The organism is Staphylococcus sp. AS1337 (genome assembly GCF_051408735.1).
Classification (GTDB): domain Bacteria; phylum Bacillota; class Bacilli; order Staphylococcales; family Staphylococcaceae; genus Staphylococcus; species Staphylococcus xylosus_B.
Genome location: NZ_JBOIHZ010000002.1, coordinates 127515 through 146736 on the forward strand (window position 1 = coordinate 127515; position 19222 = coordinate 146736).

Here is a 19222-nt window from a genome sequence, read left to right on the forward strand (position 1 = left end):
TTTAAGCATACTAATTTAGAAGGAGTTTTATTAATGTTATTAACACATCGATGAATAAGAAGCTAGATATATTCAAATATTTGGTGTAATGAGAGTATCCTTTTATAGTAAGAGTTGTCATCAGAAAAAATGTGTAAGAGTTAGTTTAAAATAATTTAGCATTAATTCATATATGCTAAATTGTGTAATAGCGATTCTTTTGTGACATGCATATTTATAGTATAATAGAAGATAATCATAAATGAGAGGGTGATAATTCGATGAAATGCCCGAAATGTAATTCGACTCATTCTCGTGTTGTAGACTCTAGACATGCAGATGAAGTTAATGCGATTCGTCGTAGAAGAGAATGTGAAAATTGTGAAACAAGATTCACAACCTTTGAACATATAGAGAAAAGACCACTTATCGTGGTGAAAAAAGATGGAACACGGGAGCAATTTTCGCGTGAAAAAATATTAAATGGTTTAGTACGTTCTTGTGAAAAGAGACCAGTTCGTTACCAACAATTAGAAGATATTACTAATAACGTAGAATGGAAGTTGCGAGATGAGGGACACGCAGAAATTTCTTCTAGAGAAATAGGAGAGCATGTGATGAATTTACTTATGCATGTAGATCAAGTGTCCTATGTACGATTTGCTTCTGTTTATAAAGAATTCAAAGATGTAGATCAATTATTACAATCAATGCAAGGTATATTAGTAAATAATAAACGGAGTGATTCGTAAATGGGGTTACAATCATATGATTATGGATTGAGACCACATGATAATTTTACTATCGTGCGTGAATTTTATTTAAATAATAATCATTTAGAAATCTTGAACAGATTGTTCACACCGATGATAGGCGCTAATGCGACAGGACTATATCATTATTTAAACCAATTTGTTGACCACGAAGTAGATGCTGTGTTGACGCACTATATTATTATGAGTGAGTTGAAAATTAATCTATTAGAATTCAGAAAAGAAATGGATTTGTTAGAAGGTATTGGATTGGTAAAATCTTATGTAAATCATAACGAGCAGCATTCCTCATTTGTTTATGTTCTTAATCAACCACCTACTGCGAAACAGTTTTTCAGTGATCCTATGCTATCAGTTTATCTATATAGTGAGGTGAGTAAACAACGTTACCAACAATTAAAACGTCACTTTGAAACTAAAACTTCTTTAGACTTAAGTAGTTATCAAGATATAACACGCACATTTACTGATGTTTTTAAAATTCCTAATAAAGCATTAGCGCAAGATACAGCATACATCCAAGATGATAAGTCGTATGAAGGTTTAGACCTTACACGCGTTCACTTTGACTTTGAAACATTATATGATTTGTTACAAAATCATTTTATTAGTTCAAAAATAGTTACGAATGATGCTAAAGCGTTAATAACACAAATTGCAACATTATATGGTTTGACGCCTGAATCGATGAAGCGTATTATTTTAAAATCGATAACCAGTGCTCAAGAATTATCTTTTGAAGAATTAAGAAAACACGCACGTACTTATTATTTAATGGAACATGAACAACAGTTACCCAATTTACAAGTTAAATCAGAAAAAGATAATGTCCTTTCTTCACAAGTAACTACTTCTGAAGAAACGTCAAGTCAATCTGATAATTGGTTGGTACAATTGGAGCAAACAAGCCCGATTGATATGTTAGCATCGTGGTCAGAATCAGAACCTACTACACAGCAAAAATTCATGATTGAAGAATTGATTGAACGTGAAAACTTATCTTTTGGTGTTATTAATATTCTATTGCAATTTGTTATGTTGAAGGAAGATATGAAATTACCTAAAACTTATATTTTTGAAATAGCATCAAATTGGAAGAAAAAAGGTATTAAAACGGCTGAACAGGCATATGAATATGCAATGAAAGTTAACCAACCTAAAAAAGAATCTTATCCTACCAAAAATAGATATAAACAAAAACAATTAGCTTCTAGGGAAATGACACCGAAATGGTTAGAAGAGCGAGATGAGAAACCAGAAAAAGATAACCAACAGCATAACGACGAAGAAGATGAGAAGTTAAAAAATGACAGAGAGCAATTTTTAAATCAATTAAAAAATAGATGGAAGGAGGACGAATAAATGAAATCTTTTAATAATATCATGGGGGAGTCAGATGATTTATCAAAACGCATAGAAAAAATAAAAAAAGATGTGATTAATGATTCTGATGTTAAACGCTTTTTAAATGAGCATCAATCAGAATTGACAAATGCCATGATAGATGAAGACTTAAATATTTTACAAGAATACAAAGACCAAGTGAAACACTATGATGGACATGCTTATAAGGATTGTCCCAACTTTGTAAAAGGTCATGTTCCAGAACTATATATTGAAAGTAACCATATCAAAATTCGTTATTTACCATGCCCGTGTAAGATAAAGTATGATGAAGAAAGGTTTAACTCTCATCTAATTACTTCGCACCATATGCAACGTGATACTTTAGACGCTAAACTTGAAGATATTTACATGGATAGAAGAGATAGATTAGATGTTGCAATGGCAGCAAACAAAATTTGCGATAAAATCACGAAGCACAATCCTCAAGTTAAAGGATTATACTTGCACGGCCCATTTGGGACAGGGAAGTCATTTATTTTAGGTGCAATTGCAAATCAGTTAAAAACCGAAAAAATTCCTTCTACTATTGTCTATTTACCTGAATTTATTCGTTCACTTAAAGGCGGTTTTAAGGATGGAAGTTTTGAAACAAAATTATCCAGAGTACGAGAAGCGAATATTTTAATGTTAGATGATATCGGTGCTGAAGAAATTACACCATGGGCTAGAGATGAAGTAATAGGACCGCTATTACATTACAGAATGGTACAGGAATTACCAACATTTTTTAGTTCTAACCTAAGCTTTGAAGAATTAGAGTATCATCTTTCTGTAACACGGGATGGTACTGAAAAGACTAAAGCGGCTCGAATCATGGAACGTATCAAAACTTTGGCGACACCTTATTATTTAGAAGGAAAAAATTATAGGAACGATTGAAATCTAAAATAAATGTTGTATAATTAAATTAAATCTAAATCAAACGAAATTAAACGAAGATACGATTGATATTTCACTACTTCACAGAGAGCCATTAGATGTTGAGATATGGTAAGTATATTTATTGATTACTCCTTCGTCAGTGATGTTGTAATGAACATCCGGCTCAAGACCGTTATCTTACGTAGAGAGAAGCTATTTTGTAAAATGCAGAAAAGCTTTAATTTAGGGTGGTACCACGAAGACCTCGTCCCTTTTTTAGGGATGGGGTCTTTTTATTTTCTCTGCAATTATTGATAAATTGTATTTCGCTTTGATTTAAGTGCTTGAATAAATAGGAGGAATGTTAAATGGACCAAATTAATATAAAATTTCCAGATGGTAATACGAAAGTGTTTGATAAAGGCACAACAACAGAAGATATAGCACAATCAATAAGTCCAGGATTAAGAAAAAAAGCCGTAGCTGGAAAGTTGAATGGTCAATTAATTGATTTAACTAGACCAATTGAAGAAGATGGCGATATAGAAATCGTTACGCCTGGTACAGATGAAGCTTTGGAAGTGTTACGACATTCAACGGCCCATCTTATGGCGCAAGCGTTAAAACGTTTATATGGAAATGTGAACTTTGGTGTTGGTCCCGTAATTGAAGGTGGTTTTTATTATGACTTTGATATGGAAGAGAGTCTTTCTTCGGATGATTTTGAGAAAATTGAAAAGACAATGAAGCAGATTGTTAATGAGAATTATCAAATTGAACGTAAGGTTGTTTCTCGTAATGAAGCTAAAGCATTTTTCTCAGAAGACCCTTATAAATTAGAACTTATAAATGCCATCCCTGAAGATGAGAATGTCACATTATACACTCAAGGTGAATTTACAGATTTATGTCGTGGCGTGCATGTACCTTCAACCTCAAAAATCAAAGAATTTAAACTATTATCGACAGCTGGAGCTTATTGGCGTGGTGATAGTAACAACAAAATGTTGCAACGTATTTATGGTACAGCATTTTTCGATAAAAAGGACTTGAAAGCACACTTACAAATGCTCGAAGAAAGAAAAGAACGTGATCATCGTAAAATTGGTAAGGAATTAGAGCTATTCTCAAACAATCCATTAGTAGGCGCTGGTTTACCACTTTGGTTACCAAATGGTGCAACAATCCGTCGAGAAATTGAACGTTACATCGTAGACAAAGAAGTAAGCATGGGTTACGATCATGTTTACACACCAGTTATGGCTAATGTTGATTTATATAAAACATCTGGTCACTGGGATCATTATCAAGAGGATATGTTCCCTACAATGAAACTTGATGAGCATGAAGAAATGGTGCTTAGACCAATGAATTGTCCACACCATATGATGATCTACGCTAATAAACCACATTCATATCGTGAATTGCCAATTAGAATTGCTGAATTAGGCACAATGCATCGTTATGAGGCAAGTGGAGCTGTGTCAGGTTTACAACGTGTACGTGGTATGACTTTAAATGATGCACATATCTTCGTTCGTCCAGATCAAATTAAAGAAGAATTTAAACGTGTTGTTAATCTAATTATTGATGTATATAAAGACTTTAACTTTGAAAACTATAGCTTCAGACTAAGTTATAGAGACCCAGAAGACAAAGAGAAATACTTTGATGACGATGAGATGTGGAATAGAGCAGAGAGCATGTTGAAGGAAGCGGTTGATGAATTAGGCTTAGATTATGAAGAGGCCATTGGTGAAGCGGCATTCTATGGTCCAAAACTAGATGTACAAGTGCAAACTGCAATGGGTAAAGAAGAAACATTGTCTACAGCGCAACTTGATTTCTTATTACCACAAAAATTTGATTTAACTTATATTGGTAATGATGGAGAACAACATAGACCAGTTGTTATTCATCGTGGTGTTGTTTCAACTATGGAACGTTTTGTTGCGTTTTTAACTGAAGAAACAAAAGGAGCTTTCCCAACTTGGTTAGCACCTAAACAAGTAGAAATCATTCCTGTAAATGTAGATTTACATTATGATTATGCGAGACTTATTCAAGATGAGCTTAAGTCACAAGGTGTTCGAGTTGAAATTGATGACAGAAATGAAAAAATGGGTTATAAAATTAGAGAAGCACAAATGCAAAAAATCCCATACCAACTTGTCGTAGGTGATAAAGAGGTAGAAAATAGTGAAGTTAATGTGAGAAAATATGGCTCACAAGATCAAGAAACTATAGAGAAAGACGAGTTTATTTGGAACTTGGTCGATGAGATTAGATTGAAAAAGCAAAGATAGTCTTGAAAGTAATGTAGAAATCATGTATATTACAGGTTAGTGAGTTAAATATAAAATTAAATTTGAGTTAGAGGTTGCATTTTTAAAGAGTAAGTATTCAGAAGCTGTATGGGGCGTATGTTGAATTCATGAAAGGTAAAAATGCCGAAACTGGTATTGACCATTTACACATTATCAGTTGGGACAGTTATCGAAAGAGACTGGACTGTCACATATGTGATGTGCTACCTATATAAATGCTATTATTAAAATGGTTGCATATCTAATAGGTATGCAACCATTTTGTTTTGGTTGAGTGATTAAAATAATACTTTTACGGGATAGAGTGAAAATTGTAGTAAATGTAGTTGAGCAAATATTTAGCGCTGCGTTTAGGTTTTTCATATTAAAAATTGTATTCTTTAATCATAATAGTAAGTTAGCCTCTAAGTTTAAAGAAAGGACGCTTCTATGGCAAAACAAGAAAATCAAAGCAATGGAGTTCAAAGAGGATTAAAAGATCGTCATATTTCCATGATTGCGATTGGTGGATGTATTGGAACAGGACTATTTATGACTTCGGGTGGAGCGATTCACGATGCCGGAGCCTTAGGTGCATTGTTAGCTTATGCAATTATTGGGGCGATGGTCTTCTTCCTTATGACGTCATTAGGAGAGATGGCGACATATTTACCAGTATCGGGATCATTTAGTACTTATGCCACACGTTTTGTTGATCCTTCATTAGGATTTGCATTAGGTTGGAATTATTGGTTCAACTGGGTTATCACGGTTGCGGCAGATGTTACAATTGCAGCGCAAGTTATACAATATTGGACACCTTTAACTGGGATGCCAGCTTGGGCTTGGAGTTGTCTATTCTTATTAATTATTTTTGGTCTTAATGCATTATCTGTTCGCGTATATGGTGAAAGTGAATACTGGTTTGCATTAATTAAAGTAGTTACGGTTATCATATTTATAGGAATTGGTTTACTAACAATCTTAGGTATTATGGGTGGAGAATTTGTTGGTTTTGATACCTTTACTAAGGGTGGCGGACCAATACTTGGTGATGGACTGGGTGGTAGCTTATTAACTATCTTAGGTGTATTCTTAGTTGCTGGATTCTCCTTCCAAGGAACTGAATTGATTGGTATAACTGCAGGTGAATCAGAAAATCCAGAACGTGCTGTACCAAAAGCAATTAAACAAGTATTTTGGAGAATATTGATTTTCTATATTATGGCAATTTTTGTTATTGGTATGTTAATTCCTTATGACAGTGCAGCATTAATGGGTGGAGGCGATGATATTTCAACATCTCCATTTACACTTGTATTCCAAAATGCAGGATTGGCATTTGCGGCATCATTTATGAATGCTGTAATATTGACTTCAGTTCTGTCTGCGGGTAACTCAGGTATGTACGCATCAACGCGTATGTTGTATTCAATGAGTAAAGATAAATTAGCATATCCTGTATTTGGTAAAACAAACAAATATGGTGTGCCTTATGTATCATTATTTGTCACAGCACTTATTGTAATAGGCATATTTGTATTACAACATTTAAGCGGTGACGCTTATGAATATATTGTTGCTGCTAGTGGTATGACTGGATTTATTGCATGGGTTGGTATTGCAGTTAGCCATTATAGATTTAGAAAAGCGTTTGATAAACAAAATTATGATAAATCAAAATTAAAATACAAAGCTAAGTTATTCCCGTTTGGTCCAATATTTGCAGGTGTACTCTGCGTACTTGTTATAATAGGGCAAGACGTAGACTTTATAAAAACGGGTGATTTCAATCTAAATAGATTCGTTATAACTTATATGGGCATACCTGTATTTTTAGCATTTTTCATTTATCATAAATTGAGATACAGAACGAAAATCGTTCCGCTAGAACAAGTGGATTTACGTCAAGATGTTGATATGGATGAAATTAATAAATAGTAAAAAAACAGTTGACTAATGTCATTATTGTTGTTATGATAGGTAACGTTGAATACGAAACGAACCAAGTAGAAGCTCCCGCTTCTCACCTGTTGCGACGCAAAAGCTGTTGGCAGGTCTTATATATGCATGATGTAGTCATGCGTAGAGAAGAGCGGGTATATTATATACTCGCTCTTTTTGCTTGGGATAATTTCGTAAAAATCTTGGAGGTGTCAACCATAGCAAAAGATCAGACTCAAGTTAACGAAAAGATTCGTGCAAAAGAATTACGCTTAATCGGTCAAGACGGAGAACAAATTGGTGTAAAAACTAAGACAGAAGCTCTAGAAATGGCAGATAGAGTAGGTTTAGACGTAGTTATCATGGCTCCGAATGCTAAACCACCTGTTGCTAGAATTATGGATTATGGTAAATATAAATTTGAACAACAGAAAAAAGAAAAAGAAATGAAGAAAAAACAAAAAACAATTAACCTTAAAGAAATACGTTTAAGCCCAACTATTGAGGAACATGATTTCCAAACTAAGTTGAAGAATGGACGTAAATTCTTAGAAAAAGGCGACAAATGTAAAGTTTCAATTCGTTTCAGAGGTCGTGCGATTACGCATAAAGAAATTGGTCAACGTGTTTTAGAAAAATTTGCAGATGAATGTAAAGATATCGCTACAGTTGAACAAAGACCCAAAATGGATGGACGCCAAATGTTTATTACATTAAGTCCAATCAATGAAAAATAATAATAAGATATTACAGGAGGAAATGAATCATGCCTAAAATGAAAACACACCGTGGAGCAGCTAAACGTGTTAAAAGAACTGGTTCAGGTAAATTAAAACGTTCTAGAGCTTTCACATCTCATATGTTTGCTAACAAAACAACTAAACAAAAACGTAAATTACGTAAAGCTTCATTAGTATCTAAATCAGATATGAAACGCGTAAAACAATTATTAGCTTATAAAAAATAATGACTAAAATGTCATAACGTATCAATTTGAAAGATTGAACATATTTAGAGGAGGAATTTATTATGCCACGAGTTAAAGGTGGAACAGTAACAAGAGCGCGTCGTAAAAAGACGATTAAATTAGCTAAAGGTTACTTCGGTTCAAAACGTACATTATATAAAGTTGCAAAACAACAAGTTATGAAATCAGGTCAATATGCATTCCGTGACCGTCGCCAAAGAAAGCGTGATTTCCGTAAATTATGGATTACACGTATCAACGCAGCAGCTCGTCAACACGACATGAGTTATTCAAGACTTATGAACGGTTTGAAAAAAGCTGAAATCGACATTAACCGTAAAATGCTTTCAGAAATTGCTATTTCAGACGAAAAAGCTTTCGCTGAGTTAGTAACTAAAGCTAAAGATGCTTTAAAATAGTATCTAATTATAGAGGGAGTGCGACAGAAATACTATTATAAAAAATAGATTTCTGTCGCACTCCTTATTTTTAGTTAATAAACAGTTTTAAATATGTGATATAAGCGCCAATAAATTTATCTGGTTGCATTTTAAGATACGAATTATCATTTTGATAAATAACCATCATTTGATAAAATAGCTTAGAAGTCATAAATGGAGGAGAAACTAATGTCTAAATTCGATGAAATGATTACAGTAGTTCCGAGAAATATTTTATTTAATGATGAAAAAAATAAATTCAATGGTTTCTTAGATAAAAATACTGTTAAAGGGCAAGAAATTTTTGACACACTTTCTAAATTTGAAGTTAAACGTCGTGGAGATATGGAAGAAGACCCGGCATACAAGCAGTTAATTTCTTATTGTATATTGGAAAATGAAAACGATGAGTTATTAGTATATGAACGTTTATCTGGTGGAGGGGAATCTCGTTTGCACGGCCAATCATCTATTGGTGTAGGTGGTCATATGAATGATGTTAAAGGTGCCGAGTCAATTAATGAAGTATTGAGAGTTAATGCGCAAAGAGAATTAGAAGAAGAAGTAGGCTTATCAGAAAGTAAGTCTCAGAATTTAGCTTACATAGGTTTTATCAATGATGATACGAATGAAGTCGGTGAAGTCCATCTAGGTGTAGTGTTCAAAATTCATGTAAACAGTAATGACGTAGAAGCTATGGAAACCGACACACTGCGTATAAAATGGGTAGACCAAAGTAAAATTGAAGATTATGATGAGTTTGAAACATGGAGCGCTTTAATATTACAAGCTATAAAATAGGGGTGTCTGAAGATGTCTGATATCATTCCTTTTCCACGTTCAAAAGATAAATTAGTGAGAGAAATTAAGCAATCATTTAATGATAACAATTTTGAGCATACTTATGACTTATTTGAAGACTTTGAAGAACAATTTGAACTAGATGAACAACTGTCTTTGTTAAAATGTTCAATGTTATATAAGATGGGGCATTTTCTTGAACTACGTGAAGAAGCTATTATTTTATTAAAACAAGGAACAACTAAGTATGATGATTTGATGATGTATTATATTAAAAGTTTGAATGGTCTAGGGCAGTATTTTGAAGTAGTGGAAGTTATTAATCAAATTATTGATGAAGTCCATGATCACAGAACACGTATGGAATTGTTTCCAATTAAAGAATATGCATTAAGCCAAATCGATAAACATAACGAACATGCTACACATATGTTGCAAAATTTTGACGTTATCTCTCTTAGAGAACAAATCAATACTATATTAACGTTAATTGACCATAGTCAATTTAGATATCAAGAAACGATTGTCAATATTATCAATGAAATGACTTTACCACCTAATGTGGTAAGTATAATGCTTGAATATTTACGTTTTGGTGGTTACAATCAGACCATTCAAATTCAAAAATTTGGATTTAATATAGAAGTTGTTCCAGCCAAATTATCTGGTTTAGAACATACAGTGTTTAAAACAAATTTAATACCGAAAGTAATTGACCAAATTGAAGATAGTGCGCCACAAATGATTGAAGAGGCATTTCGCTTAATGAATAATCATGCGATTTTATTTTATCCATTAGAATTAGAACGCATAGCATTAGAACCAGTATGGATTGAAGCATACGTAAATTATTTTAAATCTATGCTAGGTTTAGAAAGTTTAGATATGTCAAATGAGGTTGTGAAATTCATAACTAACATTGATAGTGTAGAATAATTAATCATTTGATTTTCGGGTAATGGAAGAAAGTAGCTATAATAAAAATTTTCAAGTTTACATTTTAAATCACATGTTATAAACAGAGTGTTTGTGTAGAGCATAGACGTGTGCTATAATAATGAAGTTGAAAAAATAAAATAGGATAATCATGGAGGTTTTTATACATGACAGCAACTTGGGAAAAAAAGGAAGGTAACGAAGGTGTTTTAACCGTTACAGTTCCAGCAGAAAAAGTAGACAAAGCAATTGATCAAGCTTTCAAAAAAGTGGTTAAACAAATAAACGTACCGGGCTTCCGTAAAGGGAAAGTACCTCGTCCAATCTTTGAACAACGCTTTGGTGTAGAAGCATTATATCAAGATGCAGTTGATATCTTATTACCAGAAGCTTATGGTGAAGCTATAGATGAAACTGGCATAAAACCAGTTGATCAACCAGAAATTAATGTAACATCTATTGAAAAAGGTAGCGAAATGACATTTGAAGCAAATGTCGTTGTAGAACCAGAAGTACAATTAGGTGATTACAAAGGTTTAGAAATTGAAAAACAAAACGTTGAACTAACTGATGAAGAATTACAAGAATCAATCGATCATCAATTAGGACATTTAGCTGAAATGGTAGTTAAAGAAGAAGGCGCTATTGAAAATGGCGACACTGTTAATATCGATTTCGACGGCTATGTTGACGGCGAACAATTTGAAGGTGGACAAGCTGAAGGCTATGATCTTGAAATTGGATCAGGTTCATTTATTCCTGGATTTGAAGAGCAATTAGTAGGCGTTAAAACTGGTGAAGAGAAAGACGTTAACGTTACTTTCCCAGAAGAATACCACGCTGAGGAATTAGCTGGAAAAGAAGCTACTTTCAAAACTAAAGTAAATGAAATTAAATTCAAAGATGTTCCAGAATTAACAGACGAAATTGCTAACGAATTAGACGCAGAAGCAAACACTGTTGACGAATTCAAAGAAAACTTACGCAAACGTCTAACTGAACAAAAAGAAACTGACGCTGAAAACAATCAAAAAGAAGAAGCAATTAACAAAGCAGCAAATAATGCTACAATTGATGTTCCAGAAGCAATGATTAACACTGAGTTAGACCGTATGGTTCAAGAATTTGGTCAACGTATGCAACAACAAGGTCTTAATCTAGAAACTTATTTCCAAATTTCTGGCCAAGATGAGTCACAATTAAGAGAGCAAATGAAAGATGATGCAGAAGAACGTGTTAAAACAAACTTAACATTGACTGCTATCGCAGATGCTGAAGAAGTTGAAGTATCTGATGATGACATCGACAAAGAATTAGAAAAAATGAGTGGACAATTTAATATCTCTGTTGAAGATATTAAACAAACACTTGGTAATACTGACATTGTTAAAAACGATGTACGTATCCAAAAAGTGATTGACTTATTAGTTGATGAAGCTAAATTAGTAGAACCATCTAAAGATGACTCAGAAGCGTAACTAAATATAGAGTAAGCAAATTATTTTGTGAATTATATGTTAGTCGTTTAATATAGTAAACTAGTAGCAGATGCATTCAAAGATGTATCTGCTACACTATTTTGTGCAAATAACTTGTGAAAGGTGCAAGTTGCATATTAAAATACTATCTAGTATAGTCTTTAGGGAATAGGGGTGTAAATAGAATGTTCAAATTCAATGAAGATGAAGAAAATTTAAAATGCTCTTTCTGTGGCAAAGATCAAGACCAAGTAAAAAAATTGGTTGCAGGAAGTGGCGTGTATATTTGTAATGAATGTATTGAGCTATGCTCAGAAATTGTTGAAGAAGAATTAGCTCAAGTAGAACCTGAAGGTTTAACTGAATTGCCAACACCTAAAGAAATTATGGACAAATTAAATGATTATGTAATTGGACAAGAAAAAGCTAAGAAATCATTAGCTGTTGCAGTTTATAATCACTATAAGCGTGTTCAACAGTTAGGTCCAAATGAGGATGAAGTTGAACTACAAAAAAGTAACGTAGCATTAATTGGTCCAACTGGTAGTGGTAAAACACTTTTAGCACAAACATTAGCTAAAACATTAAATGTTCCATTTGCGATTGCAGATGCTACTAGTTTAACTGAAGCTGGTTATGTCGGTGATGATGTTGAAAACATTTTACTCCGTTTAATACAAGCAGCAGATTTTGATGTAGATAAAGCTGAAAAAGGTATTATTTACGTCGATGAAATTGATAAAATTGCAAGAAAATCAGAAAATACATCAATTACCCGTGATGTTTCTGGTGAAGGTGTACAACAAGCCTTGCTTAAAATTTTAGAAGGTACAACTGCAAGTGTTCCGCCACAAGGTGGACGTAAACATCCAAACCAAGAGTTAATACAAATCGATACTACAAATATCTTGTTTGTACTTGGTGGTGCATTTGACGGAATAGACGAAGTTATCAAGCGTAGATTAGGCGAAAAAGTTATTGGTTTCTCAAGTAGTGAAGCTTCTAAATACGATGAAGATGCTATTCTTGAACAAATTAGACCAGAAGATTTACAATCATATGGTTTAATTCCTGAATTTATTGGTCGTGTGCCAATCGTAGCTAATCTTGAAACGTTAGACGTTGATGCGTTAAAAAATATCTTAACGCAACCTAAAAATGCATTGGTAAAACAATATACTAAAATGCTTGAATTGGATGATGTTGAGTTAGTGTTTACAGACGAAGCGTTATCTGCAATTAGTAACAAAGCAATAGAACGTAAAACAGGTGCACGTGGATTACGTTCAATTATTGAAGAAGCTTTAATTGACATTATGTATGATGTACCATCTACAGATGGTGTTGTAAAAGTTGTCATTACTGACCAAACAATAACTGAAGAAAAAGATCCTGAACTATACGATAAAGAAGGTAACCTTGTAAACAAGGAACAAACTTCTGCGTAATTTATCTATAAAGTAAGAAAGTATTTATAGTATATACTTTTTAAAAGTATTCATTTTATAATGCAAACTTGGCATAAGAAACAAACGTTGAATTGAGTTTAAATAAATACTTTTTCAAACTTGTTTATTATTGTCAATATCATATTTGAGGCCGACACGTTTATGATGTCAGGCCTCATTTTTTATGAAAATAATACGATATTTAAAAAATACATATTCATATTAGACTTTGTGTAATATAATTAACAAGTGAATTTAGAAGAAAAGAGGGTCGATAATGAAAATTAATCCTAACGAAATAGAATTATTAATAAGTGCTGTGAAGCCAGAACAATATCCAGAAACTGGATTAAGTGAAGTTGGCTTAAGTGGTAGATCTAATGTGGGAAAATCAACATTTATAAATAGTATGATTGGCAGAAAAAATATGGCGCGTACGTCACAACAACCAGGTAAAACTCAAACACTGAATTTTTATAATATAGACAACCAACTTGTATTTGTAGACGTGCCTGGTTATGGGTATGCAAAAGTAAGTAAAAAGCAACGTGAAGCTTTTGGAATAATGATAGAAAAATATATCTCACAAAGAGAAGAATTAAAACTAGTTATACAACTTGTAGACTTAAGACATAATCCGACTGAAGACGATATCTTAATGTATAATTATTTAAAATATTATGAGATTCCAACCTTTGTCGTAGCTACAAAAGAAGATAAGATTGCTAAAGGTAAAGTGCAAAAACATTTAGCTAATGTACAACAAAAATTAGAAATGGAACCTGAAGATGAAATTATAAGCTATTCTTCAATCAAAAATAATAATCAACAACAGATTTGGAATATTATTGCTAAATATCTTTAGTAACTAATAAAAAAGTTATTAAAACTATTAAGGATGAGTTGTATTTGAGTTTAATTATGACAACAATATGAATGTAAATTATAATTCTTCTAATTTACTGGTGCAAGTTACTTAACTCAAGCTATAATTGTGTTATAATTTACTTATTGTAATATGTATGGAGGGCGTTATAAATGCATTTAATTGCGGTTAGCATAAATCATCGCACAGCAGATGTAGCACTTAGAGAAAAAGTTGCTTTTAAGGATGATGCCATACGTTCAGCCAATGTTGGTTTATATGAAACGAAATCTATATTAGAAAACGTGATATTATCAACTTGTAATCGCACAGAAGTATATGCTGTAACAGATCAAATTCATACGGGTCGCTATTATATTCAAAGATTTTTAGCGAGATCCTTTGGTTTTGATGTTGAAGAAATTAAACAAATGACTGAAGTAAAAGTGGGGGACGATGCAGTAAAACATTTATTGCAAGTTACTTCAGGGTTAGATTCTGTAGTTCTAGGAGAAACACAAATTCTTGGACAAATAAGAAATGCATTTTTTATTGCTCAAGAAGAAGATACAACAGGTACAATCTTTAATCATTTATTTAAACAAGCAATTACTTTTGCGAAAAAAGCACATAATGAAACAGATATTGCTGATAATGCAGTAAGTGTTTCGTATGCTGCAGTTGAACTAAGTAAAAAAGTGTTTGGCAAAATTAATAACAAGCAAGCTTTAATCATTGGTGCAGGGGATATGAGTGAACTATCACTTCTTAATTTAATCGGTTCAGGTGTAACAGATATTACGATTGTAAATAGAACTTTGAGTAAAGCTCAAAATCTAGCAATGAAACATAACGTAAAATTTGAAGCAATGACATCTTTACCGCAACTTTTAGCAAACGTGGACATAGTAATCAGTTCAACAAGTTCTGATGAATATATTGTAACGAATAAAATGTTGCAATCATGCGCGTCTGAACGTAAAAATGATTCTTTAGTATTAATTGATATTGCAGTTCCCAGGGATATTGAACCTACAATTGATGCAATAGAAGATGTGTTTAATTATGATGTAGATGACTTAAAAGGTTTAGTAGATGCCAATTTGAGAGAACGTCAAAATGCAGCTGATCAAATTATGCAAAGTATTCCAAATGAAATTTCATCGCATAATGAATGGGTGAACATGCTAGGTGTTGTACCAGTTATTCGTGCATTAAGAGAAAAAGCAATGAATATTCAAGAAGATACTATGGATAGTTTAGATCGCAAATTACCTGGATTATCAGAAAGAGAACGAAAAATAATCTCAAAACACACGAAAAGTATTATCAATCAAATGTTGAAAGATCCTATAAAACAAGCTAAAGAATTAAGTAGTGATAAGAAAAGTACCGAAAAATTAGAGCTATTTCAAAACATTTTTGACATTGAGGCTGAAAATGCATATGAACCTAAAAAAGAAACTACTAATAAGGTGGTAAACAGCCAAATATTGAGTTTTGAATAAGCATATTCAAATGGTGATGATATGCAAGAAATTATGTTCATAAGGTTAAATGAACTTATATTATTATTTTATTTTTTTAGTATCGCTTGTTACTTTTTTGATTTTATCAAAAAGTTTTATAAAGTAAGAAGAATTGGATTTGTTACATTAGGGATTGTTTGGGTGTTACAAACAATCTCTTTATCATTTTATATTAATGCTACGAAACAAGTACCCTTAGGTAATATTTTTGATGTGTTTTTTGCATTGGCATGGTTGATTATTTCTATTTCAATTGTAATTAGTGTCATTAAACAAATAGATTTTTCAATTTTTTTATTCAATTTAATTGGTTTTATATTTATTGCGATGAGTACTTTTCAACCAATGCATTACCATGGTACAGGTGAAAAATTAAACCTAATCAACGAATTGCTTATTGTACATGTCACATTTGCAATTATTAGTTACGCATTATTTGCTTTTGCTTTTGTAAATAGCATTTTATACTTAATTCAGTATAAAAATTTAAAACAAAAGCGATTTGATCAAAAATATTTTAGAATAGCAAGCGTCGCTACGCTTGAGCAAATTGTATTCTATAGTAGTTTAATTGGTTTTTTATTTATCATTTTAAGTATTATCTTAGGTGCTCAGTGGGGATTCAATGCTTTAGGATTAAATATTTTGATTGATCCTAAAGTGGTTATGTCGATAGTTATCACTTTGCTATATGGCATTTATATCATTTTTAGAGTGAAGCATACGTTAACTAAACATAAATTAATTTATTTTAATATCATCTTATTTTGTTTGAGTATGATAAATTTACTTTTTGCTTCACATGTTTCTGATTTTCATCAATGGACAGGGATATAATTATAAAAATTAAATGATAAATAGTTGTATTTTTAGGAGGTTGCGCATGATGCGTAAGTTAGTCGTTGGTTCAAGAAGAAGTAAATTAGCTTTGACACAAAGCCAACAGTTTATAGATAAATTAAAAGCAATAGAGCCTGAGTTAGATATTGAGATTAAAGAAATAGTAACAAAAGGCGATCGAATAATAGATAAACAGCTATCAAAAGTTGGGGGCAAAGGATTATTTGTTAAAGAAATACAAAACGAATTATTCGACCATTCAATAGATATGGCGATTCATTCTTTAAAAGATGTACCAAGCGTTATACCTGAAGGTTTAACATTAGGTTGTATACCAGATCGTGAAAATCCATATGACGCCTATATAGCTAAAAATCACATTAAATTGGATGAACTTCCAGATAATAGTATTGTAGGTACTAGTTCGTTGCGACGCGGCGCACAAATTTTGGCAAAATACCCGAATTTACAAATTAAATGGATTCGAGGTAACATTGATACGCGATTAAGTAAATTGGAAACTGAAGATTATGATGCTATTATTCTTGCTGCTGCTGGTCTTAAACGTATGGGATGGTCTGATGATATCGTCACGACTTACTTAGATAAAGAAACATTAATCCCTGCAATTGGACAAGGTGCCTTAGGTGTTGAGTGTCGTTCAGATGACAAAGAGTTGCTAGATTTGTTAAGCAAAGTTCACAACGATGATGTAGCTTCATGTGTGACTGCTGAAAGAACATTTTTAACGCGTATGAACGGTAGTTGCCAAGTGCCTATCGGTGGCTATGCAACTAAAGAAAGCAATGGTACAATTGAGTTCACCGGATTAATTATGTCGCCTGATGGCAAAGAACGTTATGAACACACAGAGCGTGGTACAAACCCAGTTGAACTCGGGGAAAAAGTTACTGATGTATTAAATGCGCAAGGCGCTTACGAAATAATTAAAGCACTAAACGAAGAACAATAATCCTTCGAGGTGAAAATAATGAGACCAGTTATAGTTATGACACAAACCAGTGAATTTAAAAGAAATGATGCATGTATCATACACAGACCATTTATCCGTGTAGAGCCATTATCATTCGACTTAAATTTATTGAATGTGAACTATGACTGGCTTATTTTTTCGTCCAAAAATGCGGTGAAGTTTTTTCAACCGTATCTAAAACATGTTAATGTCGGTAAGATAGCAGTTATTGGTGAGAAAACTGCAAACTATTGTAAGTCATTGGGATTAAAGGTATCTTTCTGCCCAAAAGACTATTCTCAAGAGGGATTTCTTGAGTCGTTTTGTGCTGAAGAAGGTAGTAGAATATTGTTGCCTTCCAGTAATGCGGCAAGGCCTTTGTTACAAGATGAACTATATAATCAAAATTATATAGTTCAGAAAATTGACTTGTATAAACCAGTTCCACATACTGATAATATTAGTGATGTTAAAATGATGATTAAAAAAGGTGAAATAGATGCTGTAGCTTTTGCAAGCTCATCAGCTGTACGTTATTATTTTAATCATGAAACGACAGTTAACTTTGATCATTATTTTGTAATTGGTTTACAAACATTGGAAACATTACATCAATATCATGCTAAAGGTATAGTATCAGAAATTCAAACGTTAGAATCATTAGTTAGCAAAATAATAGAAAGTTGGGAAACAAATGCAATTTGATAGACACAGAAGATTACGTAGTAGTAAATCAATGAGAAGTATGGTACGTGAAACACATATAAGAAAAGAAGATTTAATTTATCCTATTTTTGTTGTAGAGCGTGATAATGTTAAAGAAGAAATCAAATCAATGCCAGGTATATATCAAATAAGTTTAAATTTACTTGGTGATGAAATTAAAGAAGCTTATGATTTAGGTATTAGAGGTATTATGTTTTTTGGTGTACCAAATGAAAAAGATGCTGTAGGTACTGGCGCTTATGACCATAACGGTATAATACAAGAAGCTACTAGAAAAGCAAAAGCAATGTACAGTGATTTATTAATTGTAGCAGATACATGTCTATGCGAATACACAGACCATGGACATTGTGGTGTTATCAATGAAGCAACGAAAGATGTCGACAATGATAAATCATTACCATTACTAGTAAAAACTGCAATCTCTCAAGTTGAAGCAGGAGCTGATATCATTGCCCCAAGTAACATGATGGATGGTTTTGTAGCAGAGATTCGTGAAGGATTAGATGAAGCAGGTTATTATAATATACCAATTATGAGCTATGGTATTAAATATTCATCAAGTTTCTTCGGGCCATTCCGTGATGCTGCTGAATCTGCACCACAGTTTGGTGATCGTAAAACATACCAAATGGATCCAGCAAATCGTAGAGAAGCTTTAAGAGAATTGGACAGTGACTTAAATGAAGGTGCAGATATGATGATAGTTAAACCTGCATTAAGCTTTTTAGATATTATTAGAGACGTTAGAAATACAACAAATGTCCCTGTCGTTGCATATAATGTAAGTGGCGAATATAGTCTGACCAAAGCTGCAGCAATTAATGGATGGATAGATGAAAAAGCAGTAGTTATGGAACAAATGGTTTCTATGAAACGTGCAGGTGCAGATATGATTATTACTTATTTCTCAAAAGATATTTGTCGATATTTAGATGAAGAACAATAG

At 32.6% G+C, this 19222-nt stretch carries 18 protein-coding genes, 1 riboswitch and 1 other annotated feature; all 18 genes read left to right on the forward strand.

Going from position 1 to position 19222, the window contains the following annotated elements; all coding sequences use genetic code 11:
• Nucleotides 1–260 precede the first annotated feature (260 nt).
• The 18 genes from nrdR to hemB all read left to right on the forward strand — a co-directional run bounded on the left by nrdR (nucleotide 261) and on the right by hemB (nucleotide 19222).
• Nucleotides 261–731 carry a transcriptional regulator NrdR gene (gene nrdR, locus ACSUE0_RS03320; RefSeq protein WP_017724710.1) on the forward strand — a complete coding sequence of 157 codons (471 nt, stop codon included), beginning with the start codon at nucleotides 261–263 and terminating at the stop codon, nucleotides 729–731.
• Nucleotides 732–2114, forward strand: a complete 1383-nt coding sequence (locus ACSUE0_RS03325) for a replication initiation and membrane attachment family protein (RefSeq protein WP_436956086.1) — start codon at nucleotides 732–734, stop codon at nucleotides 2112–2114.
• Nucleotides 2115–3038 (forward strand): primosomal protein DnaI, encoded by a 924-nt coding sequence (dnaI, locus tag ACSUE0_RS03330; protein ID WP_436956088.1) that lies wholly within the window; start codon nucleotides 2115–2117, stop codon nucleotides 3036–3038. It begins immediately after the preceding gene.
• A gap of 350 nt (nucleotides 3039–3388) precedes the next feature.
• Nucleotides 3389–5326 (forward strand): threonine--tRNA ligase, encoded by a 1938-nt coding sequence (gene thrS / locus ACSUE0_RS03335; RefSeq protein WP_436956090.1) that lies wholly within the window; start codon nucleotides 3389–3391, stop codon nucleotides 5324–5326.
• Nucleotides 5327–5386: 60 nt separating this feature from the next.
• Nucleotides 5387–5561, forward strand: a riboswitch (Lysine riboswitch).
• 215 nt (nucleotides 5562–5776) lie between these two features.
• Nucleotides 5777–7267 carry an amino acid permease gene (locus tag ACSUE0_RS03340; protein WP_119613592.1) on the forward strand — a complete coding sequence of 497 codons (1491 nt, stop codon included), beginning with the start codon at nucleotides 5777–5779 and terminating at the stop codon, nucleotides 7265–7267.
• Between the two features lie 60 nt (nucleotides 7268–7327).
• Nucleotides 7328–7456, forward strand: a sequence feature (ribosomal protein L20 leader region).
• Nucleotides 7457–7479: 23 nt separating this feature from the next.
• The gene (gene infC / locus ACSUE0_RS03345) at nucleotides 7480–8007 is read left to right on the forward strand and encodes a translation initiation factor IF-3 (RefSeq protein ID WP_039069398.1); all 528 of its coding nucleotides are present in this window, start codon (nucleotides 7480–7482) and stop codon (nucleotides 8005–8007) included.
• A gap of 29 nt (nucleotides 8008–8036) precedes the next feature.
• Complete coding sequence (gene rpmI, locus ACSUE0_RS03350) at nucleotides 8037–8237, forward strand: 50S ribosomal protein L35 (RefSeq protein ID WP_002507378.1); 201 nt, start codon at nucleotides 8037–8039, stop codon at nucleotides 8235–8237.
• Between the two features lie 62 nt (nucleotides 8238–8299).
• Nucleotides 8300–8656 carry a 50S ribosomal protein L20 gene (gene rplT / locus ACSUE0_RS03355; protein ID WP_017724704.1) on the forward strand — a complete coding sequence of 119 codons (357 nt, stop codon included), beginning with the start codon at nucleotides 8300–8302 and terminating at the stop codon, nucleotides 8654–8656.
• Nucleotides 8657–8866: 210 nt separating this feature from the next.
• Nucleotides 8867–9478: an NUDIX domain-containing protein gene (locus ACSUE0_RS03360; protein ID WP_119613591.1), complete on the forward strand. Its 612-nt coding sequence runs from the start codon at nucleotides 8867–8869 to the stop codon at nucleotides 9476–9478.
• Nucleotides 9479–9490: 12 nt separating this feature from the next.
• Nucleotides 9491–10414 (forward strand): hypothetical protein, encoded by a 924-nt coding sequence (locus ACSUE0_RS03365; protein ID WP_119613590.1) that lies wholly within the window; start codon nucleotides 9491–9493, stop codon nucleotides 10412–10414.
• 167 nt (nucleotides 10415–10581) lie between these two features.
• Complete coding sequence (gene tig, locus ACSUE0_RS03370; RefSeq protein ID WP_119613589.1) at nucleotides 10582–11892, forward strand: trigger factor; 1311 nt, start codon at nucleotides 10582–10584, stop codon at nucleotides 11890–11892.
• 185 nt (nucleotides 11893–12077) lie between these two features.
• Nucleotides 12078–13340 carry an ATP-dependent Clp protease ATP-binding subunit ClpX gene (gene clpX / locus ACSUE0_RS03375; RefSeq protein ID WP_119613588.1) on the forward strand — a complete coding sequence of 421 codons (1263 nt, stop codon included), beginning with the start codon at nucleotides 12078–12080 and terminating at the stop codon, nucleotides 13338–13340.
• 277 nt (nucleotides 13341–13617) lie between these two features.
• Complete coding sequence (yihA, locus tag ACSUE0_RS03380; protein WP_017724699.1) at nucleotides 13618–14205, forward strand: ribosome biogenesis GTP-binding protein YihA/YsxC; 588 nt, start codon at nucleotides 13618–13620, stop codon at nucleotides 14203–14205.
• A gap of 173 nt (nucleotides 14206–14378) precedes the next feature.
• Entirely contained in the window at nucleotides 14379–15713 is a 1335-nt protein-coding gene (hemA, locus tag ACSUE0_RS03385) for a glutamyl-tRNA reductase (RefSeq protein ID WP_119613587.1), read from the forward strand.
• Between the two features lie 21 nt (nucleotides 15714–15734).
• Nucleotides 15735–16571: a cytochrome C assembly family protein gene (locus ACSUE0_RS03390; RefSeq protein WP_119613586.1), complete on the forward strand. Its 837-nt coding sequence runs from the start codon at nucleotides 15735–15737 to the stop codon at nucleotides 16569–16571.
• A 49-nt stretch (nucleotides 16572–16620) separates the two neighbouring features.
• Nucleotides 16621–17547 (forward strand): hydroxymethylbilane synthase, encoded by a 927-nt coding sequence (gene hemC / locus ACSUE0_RS03395; RefSeq protein WP_119613607.1) that lies wholly within the window; start codon nucleotides 16621–16623, stop codon nucleotides 17545–17547.
• 18 nt (nucleotides 17548–17565) lie between these two features.
• Nucleotides 17566–18252: a uroporphyrinogen-III synthase gene (locus tag ACSUE0_RS03400; protein ID WP_119613585.1), complete on the forward strand. Its 687-nt coding sequence runs from the start codon at nucleotides 17566–17568 to the stop codon at nucleotides 18250–18252.
• Nucleotides 18242–19222, forward strand: a complete 981-nt coding sequence (gene hemB, locus ACSUE0_RS03405) for a porphobilinogen synthase (RefSeq protein WP_436956095.1) — start codon at nucleotides 18242–18244, stop codon at nucleotides 19220–19222. Before ACSUE0_RS03400 ends, hemB begins: the two co-directional genes overlap by 11 nt.

What these genes read in the sequence shown, in the direction of transcription:
- clpX (WP_119613588.1), top strand. Translation starts at nt 12,078, where the DNA reads ATGTTCAAATTCAATGAAGATGAAGAAAATTTAAAATGCTCTTTCTGT.
- yihA (WP_017724699.1), top strand. Translation starts at nt 13,618, where the DNA reads ATGAAAATTAATCCTAACGAAATAGAATTATTAATAAGTGCTGTGAAG.
- ACSUE0_RS03365 (WP_119613590.1), top strand. Translation starts at nt 9,491, where the DNA reads ATGTCTGATATCATTCCTTTTCCACGTTCAAAAGATAAATTAGTGAGA.
- dnaI (WP_436956088.1), top strand. Translation starts at nt 2,115, where the DNA reads ATGAAATCTTTTAATAATATCATGGGGGAGTCAGATGATTTATCAAAA.
- hemA (WP_119613587.1), top strand. Translation starts at nt 14,379, where the DNA reads ATGCATTTAATTGCGGTTAGCATAAATCATCGCACAGCAGATGTAGCA.
- hemB (WP_436956095.1), top strand. Translation starts at nt 18,242, where the DNA reads ATGCAATTTGATAGACACAGAAGATTACGTAGTAGTAAATCAATGAGA.
- nrdR (WP_017724710.1), top strand. Translation starts at nt 261, where the DNA reads ATGAAATGCCCGAAATGTAATTCGACTCATTCTCGTGTTGTAGACTCT.
- ACSUE0_RS03340 (WP_119613592.1), top strand. Translation starts at nt 5,777, where the DNA reads ATGGCAAAACAAGAAAATCAAAGCAATGGAGTTCAAAGAGGATTAAAA.
- rplT (WP_017724704.1), top strand. Translation starts at nt 8,300, where the DNA reads ATGCCACGAGTTAAAGGTGGAACAGTAACAAGAGCGCGTCGTAAAAAG.
- ACSUE0_RS03390 (WP_119613586.1), top strand. Translation starts at nt 15,735, where the DNA reads ATGCAAGAAATTATGTTCATAAGGTTAAATGAACTTATATTATTATTT.
- ACSUE0_RS03360 (WP_119613591.1), top strand. Translation starts at nt 8,867, where the DNA reads ATGTCTAAATTCGATGAAATGATTACAGTAGTTCCGAGAAATATTTTA.
- tig (WP_119613589.1), top strand. Translation starts at nt 10,582, where the DNA reads ATGACAGCAACTTGGGAAAAAAAGGAAGGTAACGAAGGTGTTTTAACC.
- thrS (WP_436956090.1), top strand. Translation starts at nt 3,389, where the DNA reads ATGGACCAAATTAATATAAAATTTCCAGATGGTAATACGAAAGTGTTT.
- rpmI (WP_002507378.1), top strand. Translation starts at nt 8,037, where the DNA reads ATGCCTAAAATGAAAACACACCGTGGAGCAGCTAAACGTGTTAAAAGA.
- hemC (WP_119613607.1), top strand. Translation starts at nt 16,621, where the DNA reads ATGCGTAAGTTAGTCGTTGGTTCAAGAAGAAGTAAATTAGCTTTGACA.
- ACSUE0_RS03325 (WP_436956086.1), top strand. Translation starts at nt 732, where the DNA reads ATGGGGTTACAATCATATGATTATGGATTGAGACCACATGATAATTTT.
- ACSUE0_RS03400 (WP_119613585.1), top strand. Translation starts at nt 17,566, where the DNA reads ATGAGACCAGTTATAGTTATGACACAAACCAGTGAATTTAAAAGAAAT.